16 protein-coding genes and 4 pseudogenes are annotated in these 19,372 nt (G+C 43.3%); 10 read left to right on the plus strand and 10 right to left on the minus strand.

Annotation, left to right across the window (positions count from 1 at the left end; genetic code table 11):
* Positions 1-256: 256 nt before the first annotated feature.
* From H0913_RS12825 to hdeA, 3 genes and pseudogenes are all read left to right on the plus strand, one after another.
* Positions 257-349: pseudogene (locus H0913_RS12825) on the plus strand (helix-turn-helix domain-containing protein); the annotation flags it as partial.
* 112 nt (positions 350-461) lie between these two features.
* A pseudogene (locus tag H0913_RS12830) lies at positions 462-1,246 on the plus strand (IS5 family transposase).
* 570 nt (positions 1,247-1,816) lie between these two features.
* On the plus strand, positions 1,817-2,119 hold the full coding sequence (gene hdeA, locus H0913_RS12835) for an acid-activated periplasmic chaperone HdeA (protein ID WP_181477378.1): 303 nt from the start codon (positions 1,817-1,819) through the stop codon (positions 2,117-2,119).
* Positions 2,120-2,353: 234 nt separating this feature from the next.
* On the opposite strand, the pseudogene H0913_RS12840 reads toward hdeA, so the two are convergent.
* From H0913_RS12840 to H0913_RS12850, 3 genes and pseudogenes are all read right to left on the minus strand, one after another.
* Positions 2,354-2,566: pseudogene (locus H0913_RS12840) on the minus strand (glycerate kinase); the annotation flags it as partial.
* Positions 2,566-3,263, minus strand: a pseudogene (locus H0913_RS12845) (IS1 family transposase). The pseudogenes H0913_RS12845 and H0913_RS12840, both read right to left, overlap by 1 nt.
* Positions 3,264-3,325: 62 nt before the next feature.
* Positions 3,326-4,414 carry a 4-oxalomesaconate tautomerase gene (locus H0913_RS12850; protein ID WP_126461173.1) on the minus strand — a complete coding sequence of 363 codons (1,089 nt, stop codon included), beginning with the start codon at positions 4,412-4,414 and terminating at the stop codon, positions 3,326-3,328.
* A 155-nt stretch (positions 4,415-4,569) separates the two neighbouring features.
* Between H0913_RS12850 and H0913_RS12855 the strand changes: the two genes are divergently transcribed.
* Complete coding sequence (locus tag H0913_RS12855) at positions 4,570-5,496, plus strand: LysR family transcriptional regulator (RefSeq protein ID WP_181477379.1); 927 nt, start codon at positions 4,570-4,572, stop codon at positions 5,494-5,496.
* Between the two features lie 218 nt (positions 5,497-5,714).
* Here H0913_RS12855 and H0913_RS12860 read toward each other — a convergent pair whose 3' ends face one another.
* Together H0913_RS12860 and arsH are read right to left on the minus strand one after the other, a co-directional pair.
* A complete protein-coding gene (locus H0913_RS12860) occupies positions 5,715-7,148 on the minus strand; it encodes an IS1182 family transposase (protein WP_126461179.1) in 1,434 nt (477 codons plus the stop codon).
* Between the two features lie 193 nt (positions 7,149-7,341).
* Positions 7,342-8,040 carry an arsenical resistance protein ArsH gene (gene arsH, locus H0913_RS12865; protein ID WP_181477380.1) on the minus strand — a complete coding sequence of 233 codons (699 nt, stop codon included), beginning with the start codon at positions 8,038-8,040 and terminating at the stop codon, positions 7,342-7,344.
* Positions 8,041-8,125: 85 nt separating this feature from the next.
* Here arsH and H0913_RS12870 point away from each other — a divergent pair, with 85 nt between their 5' ends.
* The 3 genes from H0913_RS12870 to arsC are packed head-to-tail and all read left to right on the plus strand — an operon-like array spanning position 8,126 to position 10,218.
* Complete coding sequence (locus tag H0913_RS12870) at positions 8,126-8,446, plus strand: transcriptional regulator (RefSeq protein ID WP_126461184.1); 321 nt, start codon at positions 8,126-8,128, stop codon at positions 8,444-8,446.
* A 44-nt stretch (positions 8,447-8,490) separates the two neighbouring features.
* Positions 8,491-9,780, plus strand: a complete 1,290-nt coding sequence (locus H0913_RS12875; protein WP_181477381.1) for an arsenic transporter — start codon at positions 8,491-8,493, stop codon at positions 9,778-9,780.
* Between the two features lie 12 nt (positions 9,781-9,792).
* Entirely contained in the window at positions 9,793-10,218 is a 426-nt protein-coding gene (arsC, locus tag H0913_RS12880; protein ID WP_004911718.1) for a glutaredoxin-dependent arsenate reductase, read from the plus strand.
* A gap of 385 nt (positions 10,219-10,603) precedes the next feature.
* Here the strand turns inward: arsC and zinT are convergent, their stop codons facing one another.
* Both zinT and H0913_RS12890 read right to left on the minus strand, forming a co-directional pair.
* Positions 10,604-11,245, minus strand: a complete 642-nt coding sequence (zinT, locus tag H0913_RS12885; RefSeq protein ID WP_420720248.1) for a metal-binding protein ZinT — start codon at positions 11,243-11,245, stop codon at positions 10,604-10,606.
* On the minus strand, positions 11,245-11,508 hold the full coding sequence (locus tag H0913_RS12890) for a type B 50S ribosomal protein L31 (RefSeq protein WP_154602595.1): 264 nt from the start codon (positions 11,506-11,508) through the stop codon (positions 11,245-11,247). Before H0913_RS12890 ends, zinT begins: the two co-directional genes overlap by 1 nt.
* Positions 11,509-11,875: 367 nt before the next feature.
* Between H0913_RS12890 and H0913_RS12895 the strand changes: the two genes are divergently transcribed.
* The 3 genes from H0913_RS12895 (at position 11,876) to H0913_RS12905 (ending at position 15,198) form a co-directional block, all read left to right on the plus strand.
* The gene (locus H0913_RS12895) at positions 11,876-12,853 is read left to right on the plus strand and encodes a DUF1852 domain-containing protein (RefSeq protein ID WP_181477383.1); all 978 of its coding nucleotides are present in this window, start codon (positions 11,876-11,878) and stop codon (positions 12,851-12,853) included.
* A gap of 63 nt (positions 12,854-12,916) precedes the next feature.
* Complete coding sequence (locus tag H0913_RS12900) at positions 12,917-13,948, plus strand: methionine synthase (RefSeq protein ID WP_181477384.1); 1,032 nt, start codon at positions 12,917-12,919, stop codon at positions 13,946-13,948.
* Between the two features lie 221 nt (positions 13,949-14,169).
* Positions 14,170-15,198: an isoaspartyl peptidase/L-asparaginase family protein gene (locus H0913_RS12905; protein ID WP_154602592.1), complete on the plus strand. Its 1,029-nt coding sequence runs from the start codon at positions 14,170-14,172 to the stop codon at positions 15,196-15,198.
* 104 nt (positions 15,199-15,302) lie between these two features.
* On the opposite strand, the gene H0913_RS12910 is transcribed toward H0913_RS12905, so the two are convergent.
* The 3 genes from H0913_RS12910 to H0913_RS12920 all read right to left on the minus strand — a co-directional run bounded on the left by H0913_RS12910 (position 15,303) and on the right by H0913_RS12920 (position 19,329).
* Positions 15,303-16,685 (minus strand): amidohydrolase family protein, encoded by a 1,383-nt coding sequence (locus H0913_RS12910; RefSeq protein WP_181477385.1) that lies wholly within the window; start codon positions 16,683-16,685, stop codon positions 15,303-15,305.
* Between the two features lie 56 nt (positions 16,686-16,741).
* Complete coding sequence (locus H0913_RS12915; protein ID WP_154602590.1) at positions 16,742-17,692, minus strand: carbamate kinase family protein; 951 nt, start codon at positions 17,690-17,692, stop codon at positions 16,742-16,744.
* A gap of 74 nt (positions 17,693-17,766) precedes the next feature.
* Positions 17,767-19,329: a xanthine permease gene (locus H0913_RS12920; protein WP_181477386.1), complete on the minus strand. Its 1,563-nt coding sequence runs from the start codon at positions 19,327-19,329 to the stop codon at positions 17,767-17,769.
* Positions 19,330-19,372: the final 43 nt, after the last annotated feature.

Raw genomic sequence — 19,372 nt, forward strand, 5'->3', positions numbered from 1 at the left:
GTAGAGTATGTTATTATTGTCAATATATACTCCACCATAGTATTTTGGCAAGGCATAACTTTTTATATTTATTGTATTAATCATTCGGTTATGTTGTTGCTTGCTGTAATTCGATCGGAAGGAAAGGTGCTTATCTATACGGATACAGAATTTTGGGCATAGGCGGTTCAGTTAAATTTCGCCAGAGATTGGCTCTTTGAGGGTCAAAAAATGAGCCTAACGTACAATGATTTTCGATATCCAAACTGACTCCCTACTTGAACGAATTGAGTTTGGAGCAAGCATAAGTGCTATTGCCTGGGAATTCAGTACAACACGACAAACAATTCTGAGAGTTAAAGCAAGATAGCAACCGCTTGTTTAAAAAATAGTCTTAGAACCTATCCCAAAAGGAATTATCGTATAATATAATTAATTACGATAATTTCTGAGGGCAACGTATGGCAGGCAACAAGTGACAAATTAGCGATGAACTCTGGGATAAAATAGCTCCTCTCATCCCGGAGCATAGTACTCAACACCCGCTGGGTATGCACCGCAAGCGGGTTGATAATCGCGCTGCAATGAACGCCATTTTCTTCGTACTCAGGACGGGTTGCCAGTGGAATGTGCTAAATGCCACCGGTATATGCTCGTCAAGCTCTGCTCATCGCCGATTTCAGGAGTGGCGGGATGCTGGAGTATTTGAACGCTTCTGGCAAAACGGGTTGCTTGCTTGCGAACAGTTGGACGCTATTGACTGGTCGTGGCTGTCGATGGATGGTTGTATGACCAAATCACCGCTGGCAGGCTCAAAAAAACAGGCAGGAACCCAACAGACCGGGGGGAACGGGGCGTAAAGCGCAGTCTGATGACCGATGCGAACGGATTGCCCCTCTCTGTGGTGGTAGCGGGAGCAAATACGCACGACATAAAGCTGGTTGCAGATACGCTCGATGCCCTCCAGACGGGCAGACCGGGCAAGAGGCTCCGGTTGTGCATGGACAAAGGGTATAAAGCGGAATGGTTGGGATCGTATCTGAAAAGTCGTCGCTATGAGCCTGATATCCAGTCACGGAAGTATGAATCAGAAGCCATCAAAAACACGGATTTTAAGGCCCACCGCTGGGTTGTAGAGAGAACACACAGTTGAATGAATCGCTACCGTCGTGTCCTGACTCGTTGGGAGAAAAAGGTCGAAAATTATGAGGCGATGCTGCATTTTGTCTGTGGTCTCATCGTCTGGAATAAAGTCCTATTGAGATAGGCTCTAAAGCGGAAAATATACCCGCAATAATACCAGCATATATTGCTATACAAATATGCTTAGAGCTTTTCTTTGTCAATTTAAATAGATCAATCATTATACATACACGCTTTATGAATAGATATTATGAATATAGTAGAGAAAAGAGAAATTGTTTATTATTAGTATAATTATTATTTTTAATATATTGGGATGCTTTAAGCATAGTAACAAAAGATGGCTCATTAAATATAAATAAAAAATCAACGACAATAAAAAATTCAATCGATACCCCTGCTCAGATCCCTGAGTAATTGTCATAGGGTTTAGCCAGTCAGCCTTGACATGCATCAGAATGAAAAAGTAACTCCTAGCTTTGCGTGTGGATTTCAAGAACGGCAGACCTACCACTTGAAATTACTTTATCGTTATAGAGAAAAATTGAAGATATATTTTTATTATTTCAATAATCCGACACATAATATTCATCAAAAAACAATATTCAAATATTGATTATTTTGTTTTTTAAAATAATAAGTTATATTAAAATAAGCATTAGGCAAGTCTCACTAAAAACAATGAGGATATTTTATGAAAAAAATATTATTTGCTAGCATCATTGCAACATCGTTAATGACCACTTCAGCTTTCGCCGCAACAGATGCAAAACCTGTATCTCAATGGACATGCGAAGATTTCTTAGCGATCGATGATGCATTTTATCCAACAGCAATTGGTGCTGCTGAGATTATTACCCAGAAAGGTAAGGTAGAAGATCCTACTTTAGATATTAGTGGTATTGAAACATCCACTCCGTTAATTGTTGAATCTTGCAAAAAAGCCCCCAAAGAATCATTTATTCAAAAAGTCGAAGCTCATTTGAAAAAAATGTAATCTAAAGACCCCACCCCTCTGGTGGGGTTTTCTTTTATTGTGCATAACTACACATGTAACTATGAACAATCTTAACAGCAAGTCTTATGTTTGTTTTAGGTATAAAGCCTGACATTACTGACGTGTCTATAACACGTGTAATATGATATGCTTATACTTCGGGATGCTATTCCTTTTAAGACTCACCGATCTGCATTAGTTCTATTTGTATCCATCCTCTTCACATTGTTCAATAACACTGCGATACTCACCACCTGCGGCTGCAATCAATGCATCAACAGTTCCTTCACCACCATCAGCAATCAGTAAACAAAGGTATTGGGCATCAGGGAATACACTTTTAAATCCTTTAGTTATAGCATTTGCGGTACATTCAGCATTCATGCTTTCCTTGAAATAATCAGGGGATATGATAATTTTCGGTCGTGTATTCAATATAGAGATCATCACAATAGGTAATGCTCCCGTTCTATGAATGTCCCGATGATTTTGTCATGCATTTCAGGCGACTTCGAATAACCTAACGTCTTACGGTTAAGACGCTTTAAGCGATTTCTTAAATTCAAATTCTCTCTTTCTATTCGTTGAGTATAAAACTTACTTGCTACGTGTTTTTGTTTAGGCAATATATCATAAGCACTGAACTTATCCGTGCACCAAAAGCCACATTAAACCGAGATAGTAAAGCCAGTAACTGGCGTAGCATCTTCTTGTTTCGACGACCAAATGTATGAGCAATAATCCGTTTTAGGCGAGGTTCCCAGGCATACCAAAGCCAGCGTTGTTGTTTCTTATTAGCCACAAAAGACCACTGTTCATCAACTTCGCAAAGGAGTTCAATCTGCAAATTATCAAGGGGTAAAGAAGTTACCTGCTTCGGCGAGAGTTTTTTAAAGTACGAATAACCGCATTAATTCTGATATGAAGGGCCCTAGCAGTATCACGAATACCGGCATTATTCATCGTGAGGTCGATAATTTTATCTTTAGTTCCGGGTTGGTAAGCACGATATTTATAATCGAGTTGGAAGCTTCGGCAGCAGTCTTGACAGCGATAACGTTGATGACCTGTACTCCCTAGGCCATGTTTTTGCACTGAGGGAGCTTGTTGGACAAAATGGGCTCCTTACATTGATTTTAGCTATGAATATTCTCCGGTAAATGACCCTATATTACAGGTTAATCACCAGATTGAATACATGACCATTTAAATAGCTTCCTCTAAGATGCCTTCTGGAACACAGACATTACCTTCAAATAATTTACGAGCAGTTCTGATCACGGCAGCCTGAGTATTTTCTATTCGATCCCCATCCTTTAATAAAGAAACAGTAATTTTCCCACTTGGATGTTCAATATTTACTATACTGTTTAGTCTATCTTGAGACTGACCACCTATGATTTTTTGAGCAATGGAGCCTTCAATTATTGTTGCTGTTGAAATACCTATAGAACCTGTAATTGCCAATGACTTATGGCAATTGTGTGGCATGAAATAGCGAACTTTAATCGTCCCCCCCGCTGTTGGTTTGCTCAGAAGAACAGGCTTTGGAATGACTTTATCAGTTACATCGCCAAACCCCATTGCTACGCCAGCTTCTAGGCGGATCTTCTCAAGACGTTTCATAAACATCAAATCAGAATCCAGTTCAGTTGGAGATTCACTACCGGTCTTCCCCATTTGATGTGCATCGATTAAAATCATTGGCATTGCCATATCAATACATGTGACCTCAATATCATCAAATACATCTATTGCATTACCTGTGGGAAGTAATTTACCCGTTTTACAACCTGCGGAATTTAGGAACGTCAAACCAATTGGAGCAGCTGCCCCCGGCACACCATCAATTTGTGTATCCCCTTCATAAGTCACTTTGAAATCAGGGGTCTGAACTTCAACATTAACTAATGTTCCAGTATTGAGATTCCGAATACACACTGTCGTAACTGGATTTTTCGGAGCAATTAGCCCCTTTTCAATAGCGAATGGACCAACTGCACATAACATATTTCCACAATTTGGAGTTGTATCGACCCTTCGTTCTTTCACCATAACCTGAGCAAAAAGATAATCAATATCAGCATCAGGGCTATCTGAAAGACTCACAATGGCTACTTTACTGGATTGCGGGCTACCTCCACCGATACCATCAATTTCAAGATCATGGCCTGAGCCCATCAAAGCTAGCAAAACGGCATCTCGTTCCTGAATATCATCTGGTAAATCAGTCGATAGAATAACTGGCCCTTTAGAAGTGCCACCGCGCATCAGAACACAGGGTATGCTGAACATACTTTTTCTCTTCCTACAGATTAAATGATACGCCAAGCGTCCCATATGCGGATAAATAACTCTAATGCAAAGAAACAAGAGATTAATGCATTTTACACATTAATAAGACTTCAGTTATTATGGTTTAATTTCTCTATAAGCCTGAGGGTTGAAAAATGCGGCAAGAATTACAGGGTATCCAATCTTTCGTAAAAGTTGCGGAAATGGGATGTTTTACAAAAGCATCTCATTTTTTACACATCTCTCAACCCGCATTGACGAGACGAATAAAAAAACTTGAGGATAGTTTAGGTACAGCACTATTTGAACGCTCAACAAGACGAGTAAAATTGACTGCTGTAGGGAGAGATTTTCTACCTCATGCAAAAAATCTCATCGATTTTTATGAAAGCTCGATACTCAGTATTAAAGAAATGGCAACACATCAAACAGGGACAGTGACTTTATCTTGTTTACCTACAGCAGCCTTCTATTTTTTACCTTCCGTTATTCGTGATTATAACGAACATTACCCGAATATACGTATCCGAATACTTGAACATAGTGCTAGCGACTGCCTTGAGTCGGTACTTAATGGGGATGCAGATTTTGGAATAAATATGATTAACATCACACATTCTAATATAGAGTTCACACCTCTGGTTAATGAGCCTTTCGTTCTTGCCTGTAAACGCGATCATGAGCTTGCAAAAAAAAATCTCGTGATGTGGGAAGATCTTGCCGGACTCAAACTTATTGGAGTCCGAAAATCGAGTGGTAATCGATATCTAATTGATCAGGCTTTAGAAGGATTTAACTGGAAACCAAACTGGTTTTACGAAGTAAGACACCTATCCACATCACTCGGGATGGTTGAAGCAGGGCTTGGTGTTGCTGTTGTACCAAGTCTGGCAATGCCTACGGATGAGCACCATATACTGGTTAGTCGACCACTTATAGAGCCTGTGATCAGGAGAACACTTGGATTAGTGTTTAGAAAGGATGATACCTTAAGCCCTGCAGCCGATAAATTTCGTGAAGTATTGATGAAGCTTTGGTCTCAGGACAATACCAGCCCTTGGGTCAGTAGATTCAGCCGCTAGTTACACCATCTATATGTCAGCTCTGTGCCCAGACTGTGTAAAAACCATGATTTCACCCAACAAACACCAATTTGAGTTGCATTTAAGCATCCGAATAGCTCTCATTACATTCATAATATTCTGATTAAGATTGGTGACTTGTAATATGAAGTCTTTTAAAAGCAGCGTGCCTTGAACGTTGGGGGACAGATTTTGGTTAAACTAAGCGACTTTATCACTTAGTTTAGATTGATAGCTGTCATCAAACCGACAGTTCCAAGTATGGTCATCATACGTTTCAGGTTGTAAGCAAGAACGCTAAGGCTGATTTCAGTGCTCACATTTTTGAGGCGTTTAGTCAAAAAGTGAGTCGCTCCCATCCACATTTTTATCGTACCAAACGGATGCTCAACACTCTGTTTCCTTGTCACTGGGAATTCCGGATTTTCGTCCAACCGTTTTTGCATATCATCAATAATCGATTCATGTACCCATCGTCTTATGCGGCGCGGTTCTTTTTTTGATGTCGTGCATTGAGATCGGATTGAACATTCATTGCACGCTAAATTGTTGAAGTAAACATCCAGTTCAACGCCTTTCTCCATTACCTTCATTCGCTTTTGTAAACTTTTATCCGCAGGACAAATGTATACATCACTGTCGTTGTCGTACTTGAAGAGAGATTTGTTAAAAATGCCTTTGCTCTTTGAACCTGAAGTATCCGTTTGTGGTACATTCACCGTGATACCTTGATCATATGCATTTTTGATATCATTTCGGCTGAAGTAGCCTTTGTCGGCTAACACTGTAATAGATTTCTTTCCCAAAACCTTTTGGACTTGCTCGGCAACTAATGTCAGTTGACCTCTGTCTGTTGTCATGACGATATCGTGGCAAACGATGAGATGGTGCTTTGTATCGACTGCGGTTTGCACGTTATAGCAGACTTGTCTTTCCATGTGGTGTGTTTTCATCAAGCGGGCATCAGGATCTGTCTGTGATATCTGTTTGTCCGGATGCTCATTAACTCGTTTTTCGAGTGATCTTAGTTCAACTAAGCGCTGCTTTAACCAAGCTAATTTCGATGCAGCGACGGTCGGATCAGACTCTTTTTCGTTCTCATCCTTGGCATCCATCAGGCTTAAATATTTTTCGATGTTTTTTTCAACCCGCTCGATATGAAACTGCACTTTACTGGGGGTATAATTTTTGGATTTATTATTGACGGCTTTGAATTTACTACCATCGATAGCGAACACTGCATCTTCAAACATGTTGAGTTGTTTGCATAACTCGACGAATTTGCGGCAAACATTTTTAATTCCCTTGCCATTATCTTTTCTGAAGTTTGCAATCGTTTTGAAGTCGGGAGATAAACGTTCAAGCAGCCACATTAACTCGACATTGCGGTTGCATTCCTTCTCCAACCGCCGCGATGATTGAATTCGATTTAAATAACCGTAAATATAAAGCTTGAGCATCATGGCAGGGTGATAACTAGGACGGCCAGTTGACTTGGGGTTCACGTTTTCAAAACCTAAGTCGAGTAAATCGAGATGTTCAACAAAGACATCTATAACTCGCACTGGATTATCTTCGCGAACAAAGTCGTCCATGATTTCTGGAAAGAGCGTGGATTGATGCCTTGATTGACCTGTAATATGGTGAGACATGTGAGAATCTCCATGATTATGCTTACCAATCAGATAATACTGGATTTTGCTTTGAAATTGGATCGGTAGCTAAGACCAATTGTTCATAAGTACATCGCACTTAGGCCAAAAGGTGATCAAGAGTTTTAACACAGTCTGTGCCAATAGCGGACGTTATTAAGCTCAGTCAGTATGGATTCACGAAAAACATAAGTTATATTTTGTCCTGATCTACACGGGATGAAAGCTCCTGATGGCTCTCCTTTCGCTCGCTGTAACGATCTGCAAGATAATCGGTTTGTCCCTTAAGCAGCAGCGTGACTTTAAACAGCTCCTCGGCTACATCGGCGATGCGGTCATACCATGAAGAAGGTTTCATTCGTCCGTTATCGTCGAACTCTTGCCATGCCTTGGCTACAGAGGACTGGTTGGGGATCGTAAACATCCGCATCCAGCGATCCAGAATACGCATCTGGTTCACAGCATTGAAGGACTGTGAACCGCCGCAGACCTGCATTACCGCAAGTGTTTTGCCCTGCGAAGGACGAACCGCGCCTTCACTTAAGGGTATCCAGTCAATCTGCGCCTTCATAACTGCGCTCATAGCACCGTGCCGTTCCGGAGAACTCCATACCATCCCGTCACACCATCTGACCAGACCGCGCAGCTCGGTGACTTTAGGATGCGTATCTGGCGCATCATCCGGCAGGGGTAAACCTGAGGGGTTAAAGAGTTTTACCTTTGCGCCCATCGCTGTCAGCAGACGACCAGCTTCTTCCGCAGCAAAGCGGCTGTAGGAGCGCTCTCTAACTGAGCCATATAGGATCAGAATCCGCGGCGGCTCGTGCATGTGCAGGCGCTCGGCGATGTGTTGATCAATGTATTCACTATTTAGAGCTGGAAAATGTTCCATTTTTCTACTCCGGAGATATCAGATGATTTCAAATTTAACACATGTGATTTACCATATGTATATTCTAAAGGAAACGGAGTGAAAAATGCTACAACCTGTTCAGCTTTTCAAAATCCTGTCGGATGAAACCCGGCTCGCCATCGTCATGATTCTCCAGGAGTCGGGAGAACTATGCGTCTGTGATATCTGCGCAGCCATTTCCGAATCGCAGCCCAAAGTCTCGCGACATATGGCTATTCTTCGCGAGGCCGGGTTGGTTCTAGATCGTCGTGAAGGCAAATGGATCCACTATCGTCTGTCACCCCACATACCGGCATGGGCAGCTGAGACAATCACAACGTCCTGGCAGTGTATGCGAGAGGATGTGCGTGAATGGCTGGATAAATCAGCCTGCACCTCCTGTTAAGAAAAGAAAACACATGTACATAATCATATATAAAGGAGTCTGAGATGCTTTTGGCAGGAAGTATATTTTTACTGACGCTGATACTAGTGATCTGGCAACCCAGAGGCTTGAGCATTGGCTGGAGTGCGAGTATCGGGGCTATGCTGGCGCTGGTAACTGGTGTCATCCATATCACTGATATTCCCGTTGTCTGGAATATCGTCTGGAACGCGACAGCGGCATTTATTGCGGTCATTATCATCAGCCTGCTGCTCGATGAGGCCGGCTTCTTTGAGTGGACCGCACTGCACGTCTCCCGCTTGGGTAACGGGCGTGGTCGCCTGCTGTTTACCTGGATAGTGTTGCTCGGTGCCGCTGTCGCTGCTTTGTTCGCCAATGACGGCGCCGCGCTGATCCTGACACCAATTGTGATTGCAATACTGCTTGCAATGGGATTCAGCAAGAGCACAACACTAGCCTTTGTGATGGCCGCAGGATTTATAGCAGATACGGCCAGCCTACCGCTCATTGTTTCTAACCTGGTGAATATCGTCTCGGCGGACTTTTTCGATCTGGGCTTTACTCAGTATGCCTCCGTTATGATCCCCGTAGATGTGGCAGCGATTGCGGCCACGCTGGTCATGCTGCATCTCTTTTTCCTCAGGGACATTCCGGCGACGTATGACGTTTCGCTACTGAAGACTCCTGCCAGTGTGATAAAAGATCCGGCAACGTTCAGGGTGGGCTGGATTGTCCTGTTATTGCTGCTTGTAGGTTTCTTTGTTTTGGAGCCTATGGGGATCCCGGTCAGCGCGATAGCGACTACTGGCGCAGCAGTACTGTTTATAGTGGCGAAAAGAGGTCATGCCATCAACACCGGAAAAGTCCTGCGCGGTGCGCCATGGCAGATCGTTATTTTTTCGCTGGGCATGTACCTGGTGGTTTATGGGCTCCGCAATGCAGGGTTAACGGAGTATCTGTCTGGTGTATTAAACCTGCTGGCAGAAAAGGGATTATGGGCAGCAACGTTTGGCACCGGTTTCCTGACCGCGCTCCTGTCGTCGATGATGAACAATATGCCGACAGTGCTGATTGGCGCGCTGTCGATTGATGGTAGTACGGCGACTGGCGTCGTCAAAGAGGCGATGATTTATGCCAACGTGATCGGCTGCGACTTAGGCCCGAAAATCACCCCGATTGGCAGTTTGGCAACCCTGCTTTGGCTGCATGTGCTTGCCCAGAAAAATATAACGATTACCTGGGGATATTACTTCCGCACCGGCATTATCATAACTCTTCCGGTGCTGTTGGTCACTTTGGCCGCGCTGGCGTTACGGCTCTCCATCACTTTGTAATGAGATACAGATATGAGCAACATTACCATCTATCACAACCCTGCCTGCGGTACTTCTCGCAACACGCTAGAGATGATCCGTAACAGCGGCAACGAACCAACGATAATTTATTATCTCGATACGCCACCGACCCGTGATGAGCTGATTAAACTTATTTCAGATATGGGAATTACGGTGCGTGAATTACTGCGTAAGAATATTGACCCTTATGAACATCTGGGTCTTGATGAAGAGAAATTTAGTGATGAGCAGTTGATTGATTTTATGCTTCAACATCCGATCCTGATTAATCGGCCGGTAGTCGTTACGCCGCTTGGCACTCGTCTTTGCCGCCCTTCAGAAATAGTGTTGGATATTCTACCGGAAGGTCAGAAAGGAGCGTTTACCAAAGAGGATGGCGAGAAGGTCATTGACGAAACGGGGAAGCGGGTTAAGTAATCTATCAACTTCAAAATATCGGACACCTGTTCCGCTATGCGGGCGTCCGCTTTTCGCTCAAAGCAGCCCACCAAATCTTATTGCTCACTTCACTAATCAACCATGTTAGAATAGCAAACAACTTTTTAGCTCACATCTCAAAAATATCAAAATAAACTTTAGGCCCAACAATAGGCCCAAATTAAAATTTGAATTGCACTTTGTTACTTAAAAATCAATAAAATAAAAGCCTAGTTCAGACTCCGCCAGCGCAAATTATCTTCTAAGGACGTCCTTAGAAGACTGAAAAGCCCGCTAATTCATAATCAGCGGACTTTTTTATATCCTAATCAGCCTAATATTACCTAACTCCCCTCAATCACTTTAGGCTGCCTCCAATAACCCATCAATGCTCCATCATTTCATGCACAATATCCTTACCGCTCATAGAATATGGATAATACGTTGGCCAATTCTCTAATTGAGTCAATAAAGCCTCCTGAGATTCATTCCCCATATAGAGATGAAAATGTCCGGCTTTCTCTGGCGCAATAATATGATCACTGAATTGGATAAACTTAGGAGCCTGGCTCTTTTTATCCTTACACTCAAATAAATAACGGACGCCCTTCTTACCCGAAGAATAATTTAAAACTCGGTAACCCGCGTAATCATATTGGCACTGAGCAACCTTATCCCCACGGTGGAATTCAATAATATTATTCTCAATACCAATCATATCCACATCAGTTTTATACCCTTTGGCATAATAATCTCGATACTCTTGCGCAGTTTTATCCTTATTCTTTGCAGCCTTATCCTGCATTACGGGATCTAACGTTCCATTAGCAAGATAAGGCTCCACTGATTGCCAAACACCATCCCAATCACTCAATTGACGATCTTTAACATCACTATTCTCAAAAATACCTTTTGCCGCATTGCGTTGCGCTTCCGTTTGCGGTTTATCATGATGATGTCCATGTGCCATCGCTGTGTGACTGAATAAACTGGCTAATACAAGCAGTGAAAGAATATTTTTTGTCATCATTTTTCCTCTCTGGTTTGAACAAAATTCCCAAAACGCTTATTAAAGCGAGCAACATTCCCTTCCTGTGAATGGGTTTTCTGTTTCCCGGTATAAAACGGGTGAGAATGCGAGGACACATCGAGAGGAACATACGGATAACTTTGCCCTTCAAACTCAATGGTTCTTTCTGTTTTTATAGTTGACCCAACCTTAAAATAAGCATCTGCCGCGGTATCGTGAAAGATCACCACTCGGTAATCTGGATGAATATTTGGCTTCATCGCCAGCTCCTTTTGTTATGTTATAATATAACATTAATATTTTTTGGAGCGATTGACCACTCTTTTTTAACCATGGATTTTATATGGGAAATACACGAGAAATATCGACTTAAGATGCACTGAAATAATCTGCACATAATCCCATCAACAATATATAAACTTGAATTTCCTTTACCTTGAATACTGATCATGAACTTTCTTCATGTTCGAAATGAAATTAAGTCGCTTTAACTCCCCGCTCCGCTCTGGCATAAATTAAACATATTAACTTACTGGCTACATAAAAATTGATTAGTGAGAAAACGTGCAACATCTCTGTAATCAAGAAATAAACGCCGTTTTCCTATTAGAGCTAGGATGCAAAATCATGAATACAGAATTTACCTTTAATATCACGCGCAGCATTTTTGATGAAAATTACAACCCATCGGAAAACACGCGAATTACGACCAACTTTGCAAATTTAGCCAGAGGCAAAAGCCGCCAAGAAAACCTGCGTAACGCATTAGTGATGATCAACAATCGCTTCAATTCACTCGCGTATTGGGATAACCCTAAAAGCTCGCGCTATGCTGTTGAGTTGGAAATTATCTCTGTCGAGATGAATGTTGAAGAAAACGGCAGCGCCTTCCCTGTCATTGAAATTTTAAAAACCAACATTATCGATAAAAAAACGCAGCAACGTATTGAAGGGATTGTGGGGAATAATTTTTCATCCTACGTACGGGATTATGATTTTAGCGTTTTACTGTTGGAACATAATAAAAACCAAGCAGAGTTTAGCATTCCGACTAAATTTGGCTGCCTGCATGGCAATATTTTTAAATCGTTTATTAATTCCAAAGAGTACAAAGCGAACTTTAATAAATCTCCAGTGATCTGTTTGAGTGTCTCAAATAGAGATACCTATCATCGCACTGGGAATCAACATCCTATATTAGGCATTGAATATCAGCCAAGTAACGCCTCTTTAACGGAGCAATACTTCGGAAAAATGGGCTTACAGGTTCGTTACTTTATGCCGAAAAATAGCGTTGCCCCTTTAGCCTTTTATTTTACGGGAGACTTGCTGAGCGACTACAGCAACCTTGAGTTAATCAGCACTATTAGCACCATGGAAACGTTCCAAAAAATTTATCGTCCTGAAATTTATAATGCCAACACGGTGGCGGGTGAATGTTATCAACCGAGCTTAAATCAGCAGGATTACTCATTAACCAAAATTGTTTATGACCGTGAAGAGCGCAGCCAACTTGCCATTGAACAAGGTAAATTTACTGAAGAGCACTTCATTAAACCTTACCAAACAATTTTGGAAAAATGGTCTGCAAGCTATTCCGTTTAATAGGAATAGGTCAATTTAATAAAATCGCGTATTTATAAAAAATAAAATAAAAGGTCACCTGCAATGAAAATATTATTACCCACTTCCACCGCCGGCAGCTTGCCGAAACCATCTTGGTTAGCAGAACCAGAAAAACTCTGGTCGCCATGGAAATTGAACAACGAAGAACTTATCGCTGGCAAACAAGATGCCCTGCGTTTATCTCTGGACGATCAATTACGTGCGGGCATCGACATCGTGAGCGATGGCGAACAAACTCGCCAACACTTTGTGACTACCTTTATTGAACACTTGAGTGGCGTGGATTTTGAAAAACGCCAAGTCGTCAAAATTCGTGACCGTTACGATGCCAGTGTACCAACCGTTGTGGGCGCTGTTGCTCGCCAAAAGCCAGTGTTTGTGGATGATGCCAAATATCTGCGTCAACTCACTGACAAGCCGATTAAATGGGCACTGCCGGGTCCAATGACCATGATCGACACGCTCTATGATAGCCACTATAAAAGCCGTGAAAAATTGGCGTGGGAGTTTGCTAAAATTCTTAACCAAGAAGCCAGAGAGTTAGAAGCCGCAGGCGTCGATATCATCCAGTTTGATGAACCGGCATTTAACGTATTTTTTGATGAAGTGAATGACTGGGGAATTGCTACCCTCGAAAGAGCCATTGAAGGACTAAAATGCGAAACTGCGGTACATATCTGTTATGGCTATGGCATCAAAGCCAATACCGATTGGAAAAAAACGTTGGGTTCTGAGTGGAGACAATACGAAGAAGCTTTCCCGAAACTGCAAAGCTCGAATATCGATATCGTTTCACTGGAATGCCACAACTCCAACGTTCCAATGGACTTGATTGAACTTATTCGGGGTAAAAAAGTGATGGTCGGCGCGATTGATGTGGCGACCAACACTGTCGAAACCCCAGAAGAAGTCGCCAATACATTGCGAAAAGCCCTACAATTTGTTGATGCAGACAAACTTTATCCATCAACTAACTGCGGCATGGCGCCATTATCTCGCGATGTTGCCAGAGGTAAACTCAACGCGTTAAGCGCAGGCGCGGAGATCATCCGAAAAGAACTAGGCGCAAAATAAATTAACCCAGATTTGGCGATCTCATCCATCGCCAAATCTCATCATTTTTAAACCCTTCATAGCCAATCACACCCCTTATTTGTATTTACTGAAAATCCTTGAAATTCTTTCAGCCATTATCACAGAAACCCTCTATCAATGTTGCTGTCTATGTATTTTCCCTCCTATACTTTTTTTGCTCAAAAAGTGACTAATAACAAAATAACTGGAAGGAAATAATCATGAAATTATCTCTACTAGGATGTTTATTGGCAGCTTCATTTTCTTTGCACGCTTATGCCGCAAGCGAGCCACCAATCCGATTAGTGATCCACGGGGGAGCAGGTACCATTACCAAAAGCACCATTACTCCAGAACAAGAAAAAGAGTATCAAGCAAAACTGACCGAAGCCTTAGAAGCAGGCTATGCGGTGCTCAACAAAGGCGGTAGTAGCCTTGATGCAGTACAAGCCTCTATTAACGTGATGGAAGATTCCCCACTATTTAACGCAGGAAAAGGCGCTGTATTTACCCATGAAGGTAAAAATGAAATGGATGCGTCGATTATGGATGGTAGCAACCGTAAAGCGGGTGCTGTAGCTGGCGTCACCAACATTAAAAACCCGATTAATGCCGCTTATGCTGTCATGACCAAAAGTCCTCATGTCATGATGGTTTCTAAAGGTGCCGAACAATTCGCTGCGGAACAAGGCCTTGAAATCGTTGACCCATCGTATTTCCGAACTGATTTCCGTTGGCAGCAACTTCAAAAAGCCAAAGAAAAAGAGAAAGTGGTACTCGACCATGACGGTAAAACTGCCGCTCTCTTTATTGACCCAATGATGTATGACTACAAATATGGCACCGTTGGCGCGGTCGCTCTCGATAAAAACGGTAATATCGCCGCAGGAACATCCACCGGAGGCATGACCAACAAACGCTTCGGGCGCGTCGGTGACTCCCCAATCATTGGTGCAGGGAACTACGCTGACAACAATACCGTCGCTGTTTCAGCCACAGGCTCCGGCGAAATGTTTATCCGTACCGCCACCGCCCACAATATCGCCGCCCAAGTCAAATACAACAAAACACCTATCGACCAAGCCGCCCGTAATGCGCTGGATGAAGTCAAAGAGCTGAACGGAAGTGGGGGTGTGATTGTGTTGGATAAAACCGGTAACTACGCGATGGAGTTTAACTCAGAAGGGATGTACCGCGGAACAATCGGTAATGATGGTAAACCGCAAGTCGCGATTTATAAAAACGATTAAGTTCCTAGTATTTAAATTTGCTATACCATAAAAATACAAAAGCCCACCAATGTGGGCTTTATAAACGACATTTCTATAAACTATATATCTATAAACCACGGCTCTCAGCCTAATGACTTTTCAACTGCGCCACTGGCCAAATACCCTTTATGGAACGCGGCTTGCCTTGGAGAAATACGCGCAACCGCCTCTGCTGAGCAAGAGGCATCCACCAGTACAAAACTGGCATCATCGCCTTTTGCTGGCCACACTTGCTGGCCCTTTTCATCCAGTGGCAATACGTTGCCCGTGGCGATAGCAAGGGAGCGAGATAATGCCAACTCATCAGGGCGCATGTACAACTGCGCATATAAATTGGCTTTTTCTAACATATCCCCGAGACCAAATGGCGACCAGTGATCAATCACACTGTCAGTCCCTGTCATCACAAACACACCATTTTTATTCAACGTTTTTAATGGCATATGTAATGTACCGATAGGCACGGTCGACGCTATAGTGATCTGCTGCTCAGCCAAGCGTTTTGCCATTGCATCGGCATCTTCAGGATTTAACATGGCTAACGCAAATGCATGACTAATTGTCACCTTGCCACGCAAGCTACGGTTTTCATCCACGGTTTTTATCATATAGTTGATAGCCGCAAGCCCCGCTGGGCTTGTCTCATGCAGGTGGATATCAACCCCTTTGTTATAATCCAGTGCAATCTGGAACATCGCATCAAGGGATTTTTCCATCGCACCATCAACATTGGTCGGATCTAGCCCGCCCACATAGTGCGCCCCCGCTTGCATCGCTTCTCGCATCAAAGGGACTGATTTGGATAGCAGTAAACCATGTTGTGGGAAAGCCACAATTTCGCACGTGAGATCTTGCTGACGCTTATCCAACACCGTTTGCAGTGCTTCAAGATTTTTCAATCCAGAAACAGGCTCAATGTTGCAATGGCTGCGTGCGATGGTCGAACCATGAGATTGAATTAAATCAATCAGCGCATGCGCCCTTTCTTGCGTAAAAGGCTGTAATTCAGGCAACATTTTTTGTTCAAGGGTTATCATATCCATAATGGTTTTTCCTTCACGGGACTGTGGCGCTTGCCAAGGTCCTCCGTAAAAGGTTTTATCCAGATGAATATGCATATCTCGAAATGCAGGAAGCATCAATTTGCCTTGCGCACTGTACGTATTCAAAACGGCATTTGGATGCTGTTTATTGGGTAACACCGCCACGATTTTTCCATCATTAATTTCGATGGTTTTTAGCTCAGTTTGCGTCCCAATCACCGTACTATCACGGAAATTAAAACCAGTTTCGAGTAGGGCATCATCAAGATAATAATGTTTATCTGTAATACGAGAAACACCGGACTTCGGTGCGCTTTGTGCCGCCGCTCCCGCAGATACTGAACCTAATAATGTACAAGCGGCCACCACTTTTGCACTTGTCGTCAGAAACTCTCTGCGACCAGACAACTGTTCTGAATTCATAGCAACTCCTTATCATCGAGAGTTCGACCTCATCGTATGAGGTCGAACGACTAGGCTTAGCCTTGAATAATATGGGTTCCCGTCTCGCCACGTAATGCTGCAGGCAGCGCTTCAGGAGTCGTGATAATCACGCGCTTACCGCCATTAGCGATAAACGATAAACTGGCTTCGATTTTCGGTAGCATGCTCCCCGCTGGGAAATGCCCCTCTGCCATATAACGTTGCATATCGGTCGTGGAAGTTTCACCAAGGGCTTTTTGTTCCGGTTTGCCAAAGTGAATACACACTTTTTCGACGCCCGTAGTGATGATCAAAATGTCCGCATTGAGCTCTTTCGCCAGTAGCGTGGTCGATAAGTCTTTATCAATAACGGCATCCACACTTTGATAACCGCCCTGCCCATTATTCACCACAGGGATCCCACCACCGCCTGCCGCAACAACTACATAATCATGTTCGGTCAATGTGCGAATTGCCGCTGATTCGATGACTCGTTTAGGTTCAGGGGATGCCACTACACGGCGATATCCACGCCCTGAATCTTCAACAAAGTGCCAATCTGGGTTTTCCTGCTGCAATACTTCCGCTTGTTCTTTACTGAAAAATGCGCCAATCGGCTTAGTCGGTGCCGCAAAGTTTGGGTCATTTTTATCGACTTCCACTTGGGTCACTACCGTTACCGCTTGGCGATGTTGCTGTTTAGCTAATACGTTAGTGAGTGCTTGCTGGACTAAATAGCCAATACCTCCTTGAGTATCTGCTACACAGTTAGCCAGAGGTGTTAACGGTAAGCCTTCCGTCACATGAGCGATTTCAGCGCGACGCAAATCCAACCCTACCTGCGGCCCATTACCGTGAGTCAGCACAATATTGTAATTACCTTTAAGCATATCGCTGATGTGCTGAGCCACTTCTTGAACTGCTTTTTCTTGAGCTTCAATGGATTGGCTGCTGTTATCTTTAATAATACTGTTGCCCCCGATGGCAACAACCACGAGTTCTTTCATGATTAAGGATCCTGATACCGAATATTTAGCAGATAGTGGGTGTACCGCGCACACCCACTATAAAGATTGGCGTATTACACTGATTTACTCAGCTTTTCAGTTTTTTCAGCTTGTTGCTGCTCCACTGATTGGCGACCATCTAAAAAGTGTTTGATAACAAACAAAGCCGCCATCATGAGGTATGCGTAGACAAACATCAATGCCGAACCTGTTGCAATACCTACAGCTGGGGAATGGATGATGCCAAAGAAGACCAATACCGCCCCCACTGCCGCCGCAATCGCACCACGTAACGGCTTGTTTAAGATAGCGAAGATAGCAATACAGCCCCATAACATACTTGCCAATGGTGCGCCGTTACCTAAGTGAACCAGACCTTGATAGTAAACACCTTTGTGTAACAGAACTTCCGTACCAATCGCGCTTGCAGACGTACCTGCCGCTCCCATCACACTGTTAACCATCGTCAATGCCCAGTTCGCAATCCATGGGAATAGACAGATGAAAATCACAGGCACTTCGACTTTCGGTGTTTCTCGCACCACTTGGTTGGCGGTCACCACACCAATAAACACTAAGATAGGAACAATGGCCGTCATTGGGATCACCGCGAGCATAAATGCGCCAATACCAAATAACGGTACAATAAACATAGTGATACCAGATGCTAAGGTATAACCAACACTCGCGCCCATCGCTTTCCAACCCGCATGCCCCACATACACAGTCACAGGGAATGGGTTGCCTAGCACGACACCCACGGTTGAAGATAAACCGTTTGCTAGCATCACTTTACGTGTGTTGTATTCATCACCCGCAGCGTGAGCACTTTCAATATTTTCAAGGTCAAAGATGTAGTTCGCTAAACCTAAAGGTACCGCTGAGGCTAAGTACGGCAGTGCGTGAGGTAAACCTTGGAAGAAGCTATCCACATGGATACTTGGCGGGTTAAAACCAAATGATGCCATTGACGCTGTAATCGCTTCTGGGCTTTGTAAACCCGAAATCCATGCTAAGGCAGAACCCGCAATAAGCAGCAGCAACCCTGTAGGAATACGTGCAAAGATAGGCTTTTTACCAAACCAGTTGATGAAAATTAACAGCAGGACAATAAACGAAACCGTTGGGGCTTCAAATGCTTGCAGCATCGGGTTCATTGCCAGTAATAATAATCCGAGACCCGATAAGCACGATAATAATACGGTACGTGGGATCATCTTACGGATGGTTTCACCTAGGAAAGATCCACCCACTAAAATCATCGATTCAACAAAACACCAAACCAACGCAATTTGCAGAGCAAATTCAGGATCTTTGGTGGTTTGGTAAACCGGCATGATCACTAAGAAGGTCACGGTGAAGATAGAAGGTGCGCTTGGCCCTGATGGCAGTGCCGTAACGTCATTTCGTCCCGTTTGTTTGATCATCTGCTGACCAAAATAAGCGTAACTTACACTGGCAAGCAATACAGCAAAACCAAACGCTGGCGCGATACGACCATAAACAATTTCCGCTGGGATGCCGACAACAAAAATCAGTAAGCCCATCATGGTGAGTAGGTTCGTGAGGTTATTGGTCATCAAACCAAAATAGGCCGCCAAATCACCACGTTTCCATTTAATATTTAATAGACTCATATTCTTACTCCCATTCCCCTCACACCTTAGCAGCACGTTGTTG

This window comes from Providencia rettgeri (assembly GCF_013702265.1).
GTDB classification, from domain to species: Bacteria; Pseudomonadota; Gammaproteobacteria; order Enterobacterales; family Enterobacteriaceae; genus Providencia; species Providencia zhijiangensis.

Excerpts from the sequence above, each read along its gene's own strand:
- H0913_RS12920 (WP_181477386.1), bottom strand. The coding sequence starts at position 19,329 with ATGAGTCTATTAAATATTAAATGGAAACGTGGTGATTTGGCGGCCTAT.
- H0913_RS12915 (WP_154602590.1), bottom strand. The coding sequence starts at position 17,692 with ATGAAAGAACTCGTGGTTGTTGCCATCGGGGGCAACAGTATTATTAAA.
- zinT (WP_420720248.1), bottom strand. The coding sequence starts at position 11,245 with ATGACAAAAAATATTCTTTCACTGCTTGTATTAGCCAGTTTATTCAGT.
- H0913_RS12905 (WP_154602592.1), top strand. The coding sequence starts at position 14,170 with ATGAAATTATCTCTACTAGGATGTTTATTGGCAGCTTCATTTTCTTTG.
- H0913_RS12895 (WP_181477383.1), top strand. The coding sequence starts at position 11,876 with ATGAATACAGAATTTACCTTTAATATCACGCGCAGCATTTTTGATGAA.
- hdeA (WP_181477378.1), top strand. The coding sequence starts at position 1,817 with ATGAAAAAAATATTATTTGCTAGCATCATTGCAACATCGTTAATGACC.
- H0913_RS12850 (WP_126461173.1), bottom strand. The coding sequence starts at position 4,414 with ATGTTCAGCATACCCTGTGTTCTGATGCGCGGTGGCACTTCTAAAGGG.
- H0913_RS12890 (WP_154602595.1), bottom strand. The coding sequence starts at position 11,508 with ATGAAGCCAAATATTCATCCAGATTACCGAGTGGTGATCTTTCACGAT.
- H0913_RS12860 (WP_126461179.1), bottom strand. The coding sequence starts at position 7,148 with ATGTCTCACCATATTACAGGTCAATCAAGGCATCAATCCACGCTCTTT.
- arsH (WP_181477380.1), bottom strand. The coding sequence starts at position 8,040 with ATGGAACATTTTCCAGCTCTAAATAGTGAATACATTGATCAACACATC.
- H0913_RS12870 (WP_126461184.1), top strand. The coding sequence starts at position 8,126 with ATGCTACAACCTGTTCAGCTTTTCAAAATCCTGTCGGATGAAACCCGG.
- H0913_RS12900 (WP_181477384.1), top strand. The coding sequence starts at position 12,917 with ATGAAAATATTATTACCCACTTCCACCGCCGGCAGCTTGCCGAAACCA.
- H0913_RS12875 (WP_181477381.1), top strand. The coding sequence starts at position 8,491 with ATGCTTTTGGCAGGAAGTATATTTTTACTGACGCTGATACTAGTGATC.
- H0913_RS12910 (WP_181477385.1), bottom strand. The coding sequence starts at position 16,685 with ATGAATTCAGAACAGTTGTCTGGTCGCAGAGAGTTTCTGACGACAAGT.
- H0913_RS12855 (WP_181477379.1), top strand. The coding sequence starts at position 4,570 with ATGCGGCAAGAATTACAGGGTATCCAATCTTTCGTAAAAGTTGCGGAA.
- arsC (WP_004911718.1), top strand. The coding sequence starts at position 9,793 with ATGAGCAACATTACCATCTATCACAACCCTGCCTGCGGTACTTCTCGC.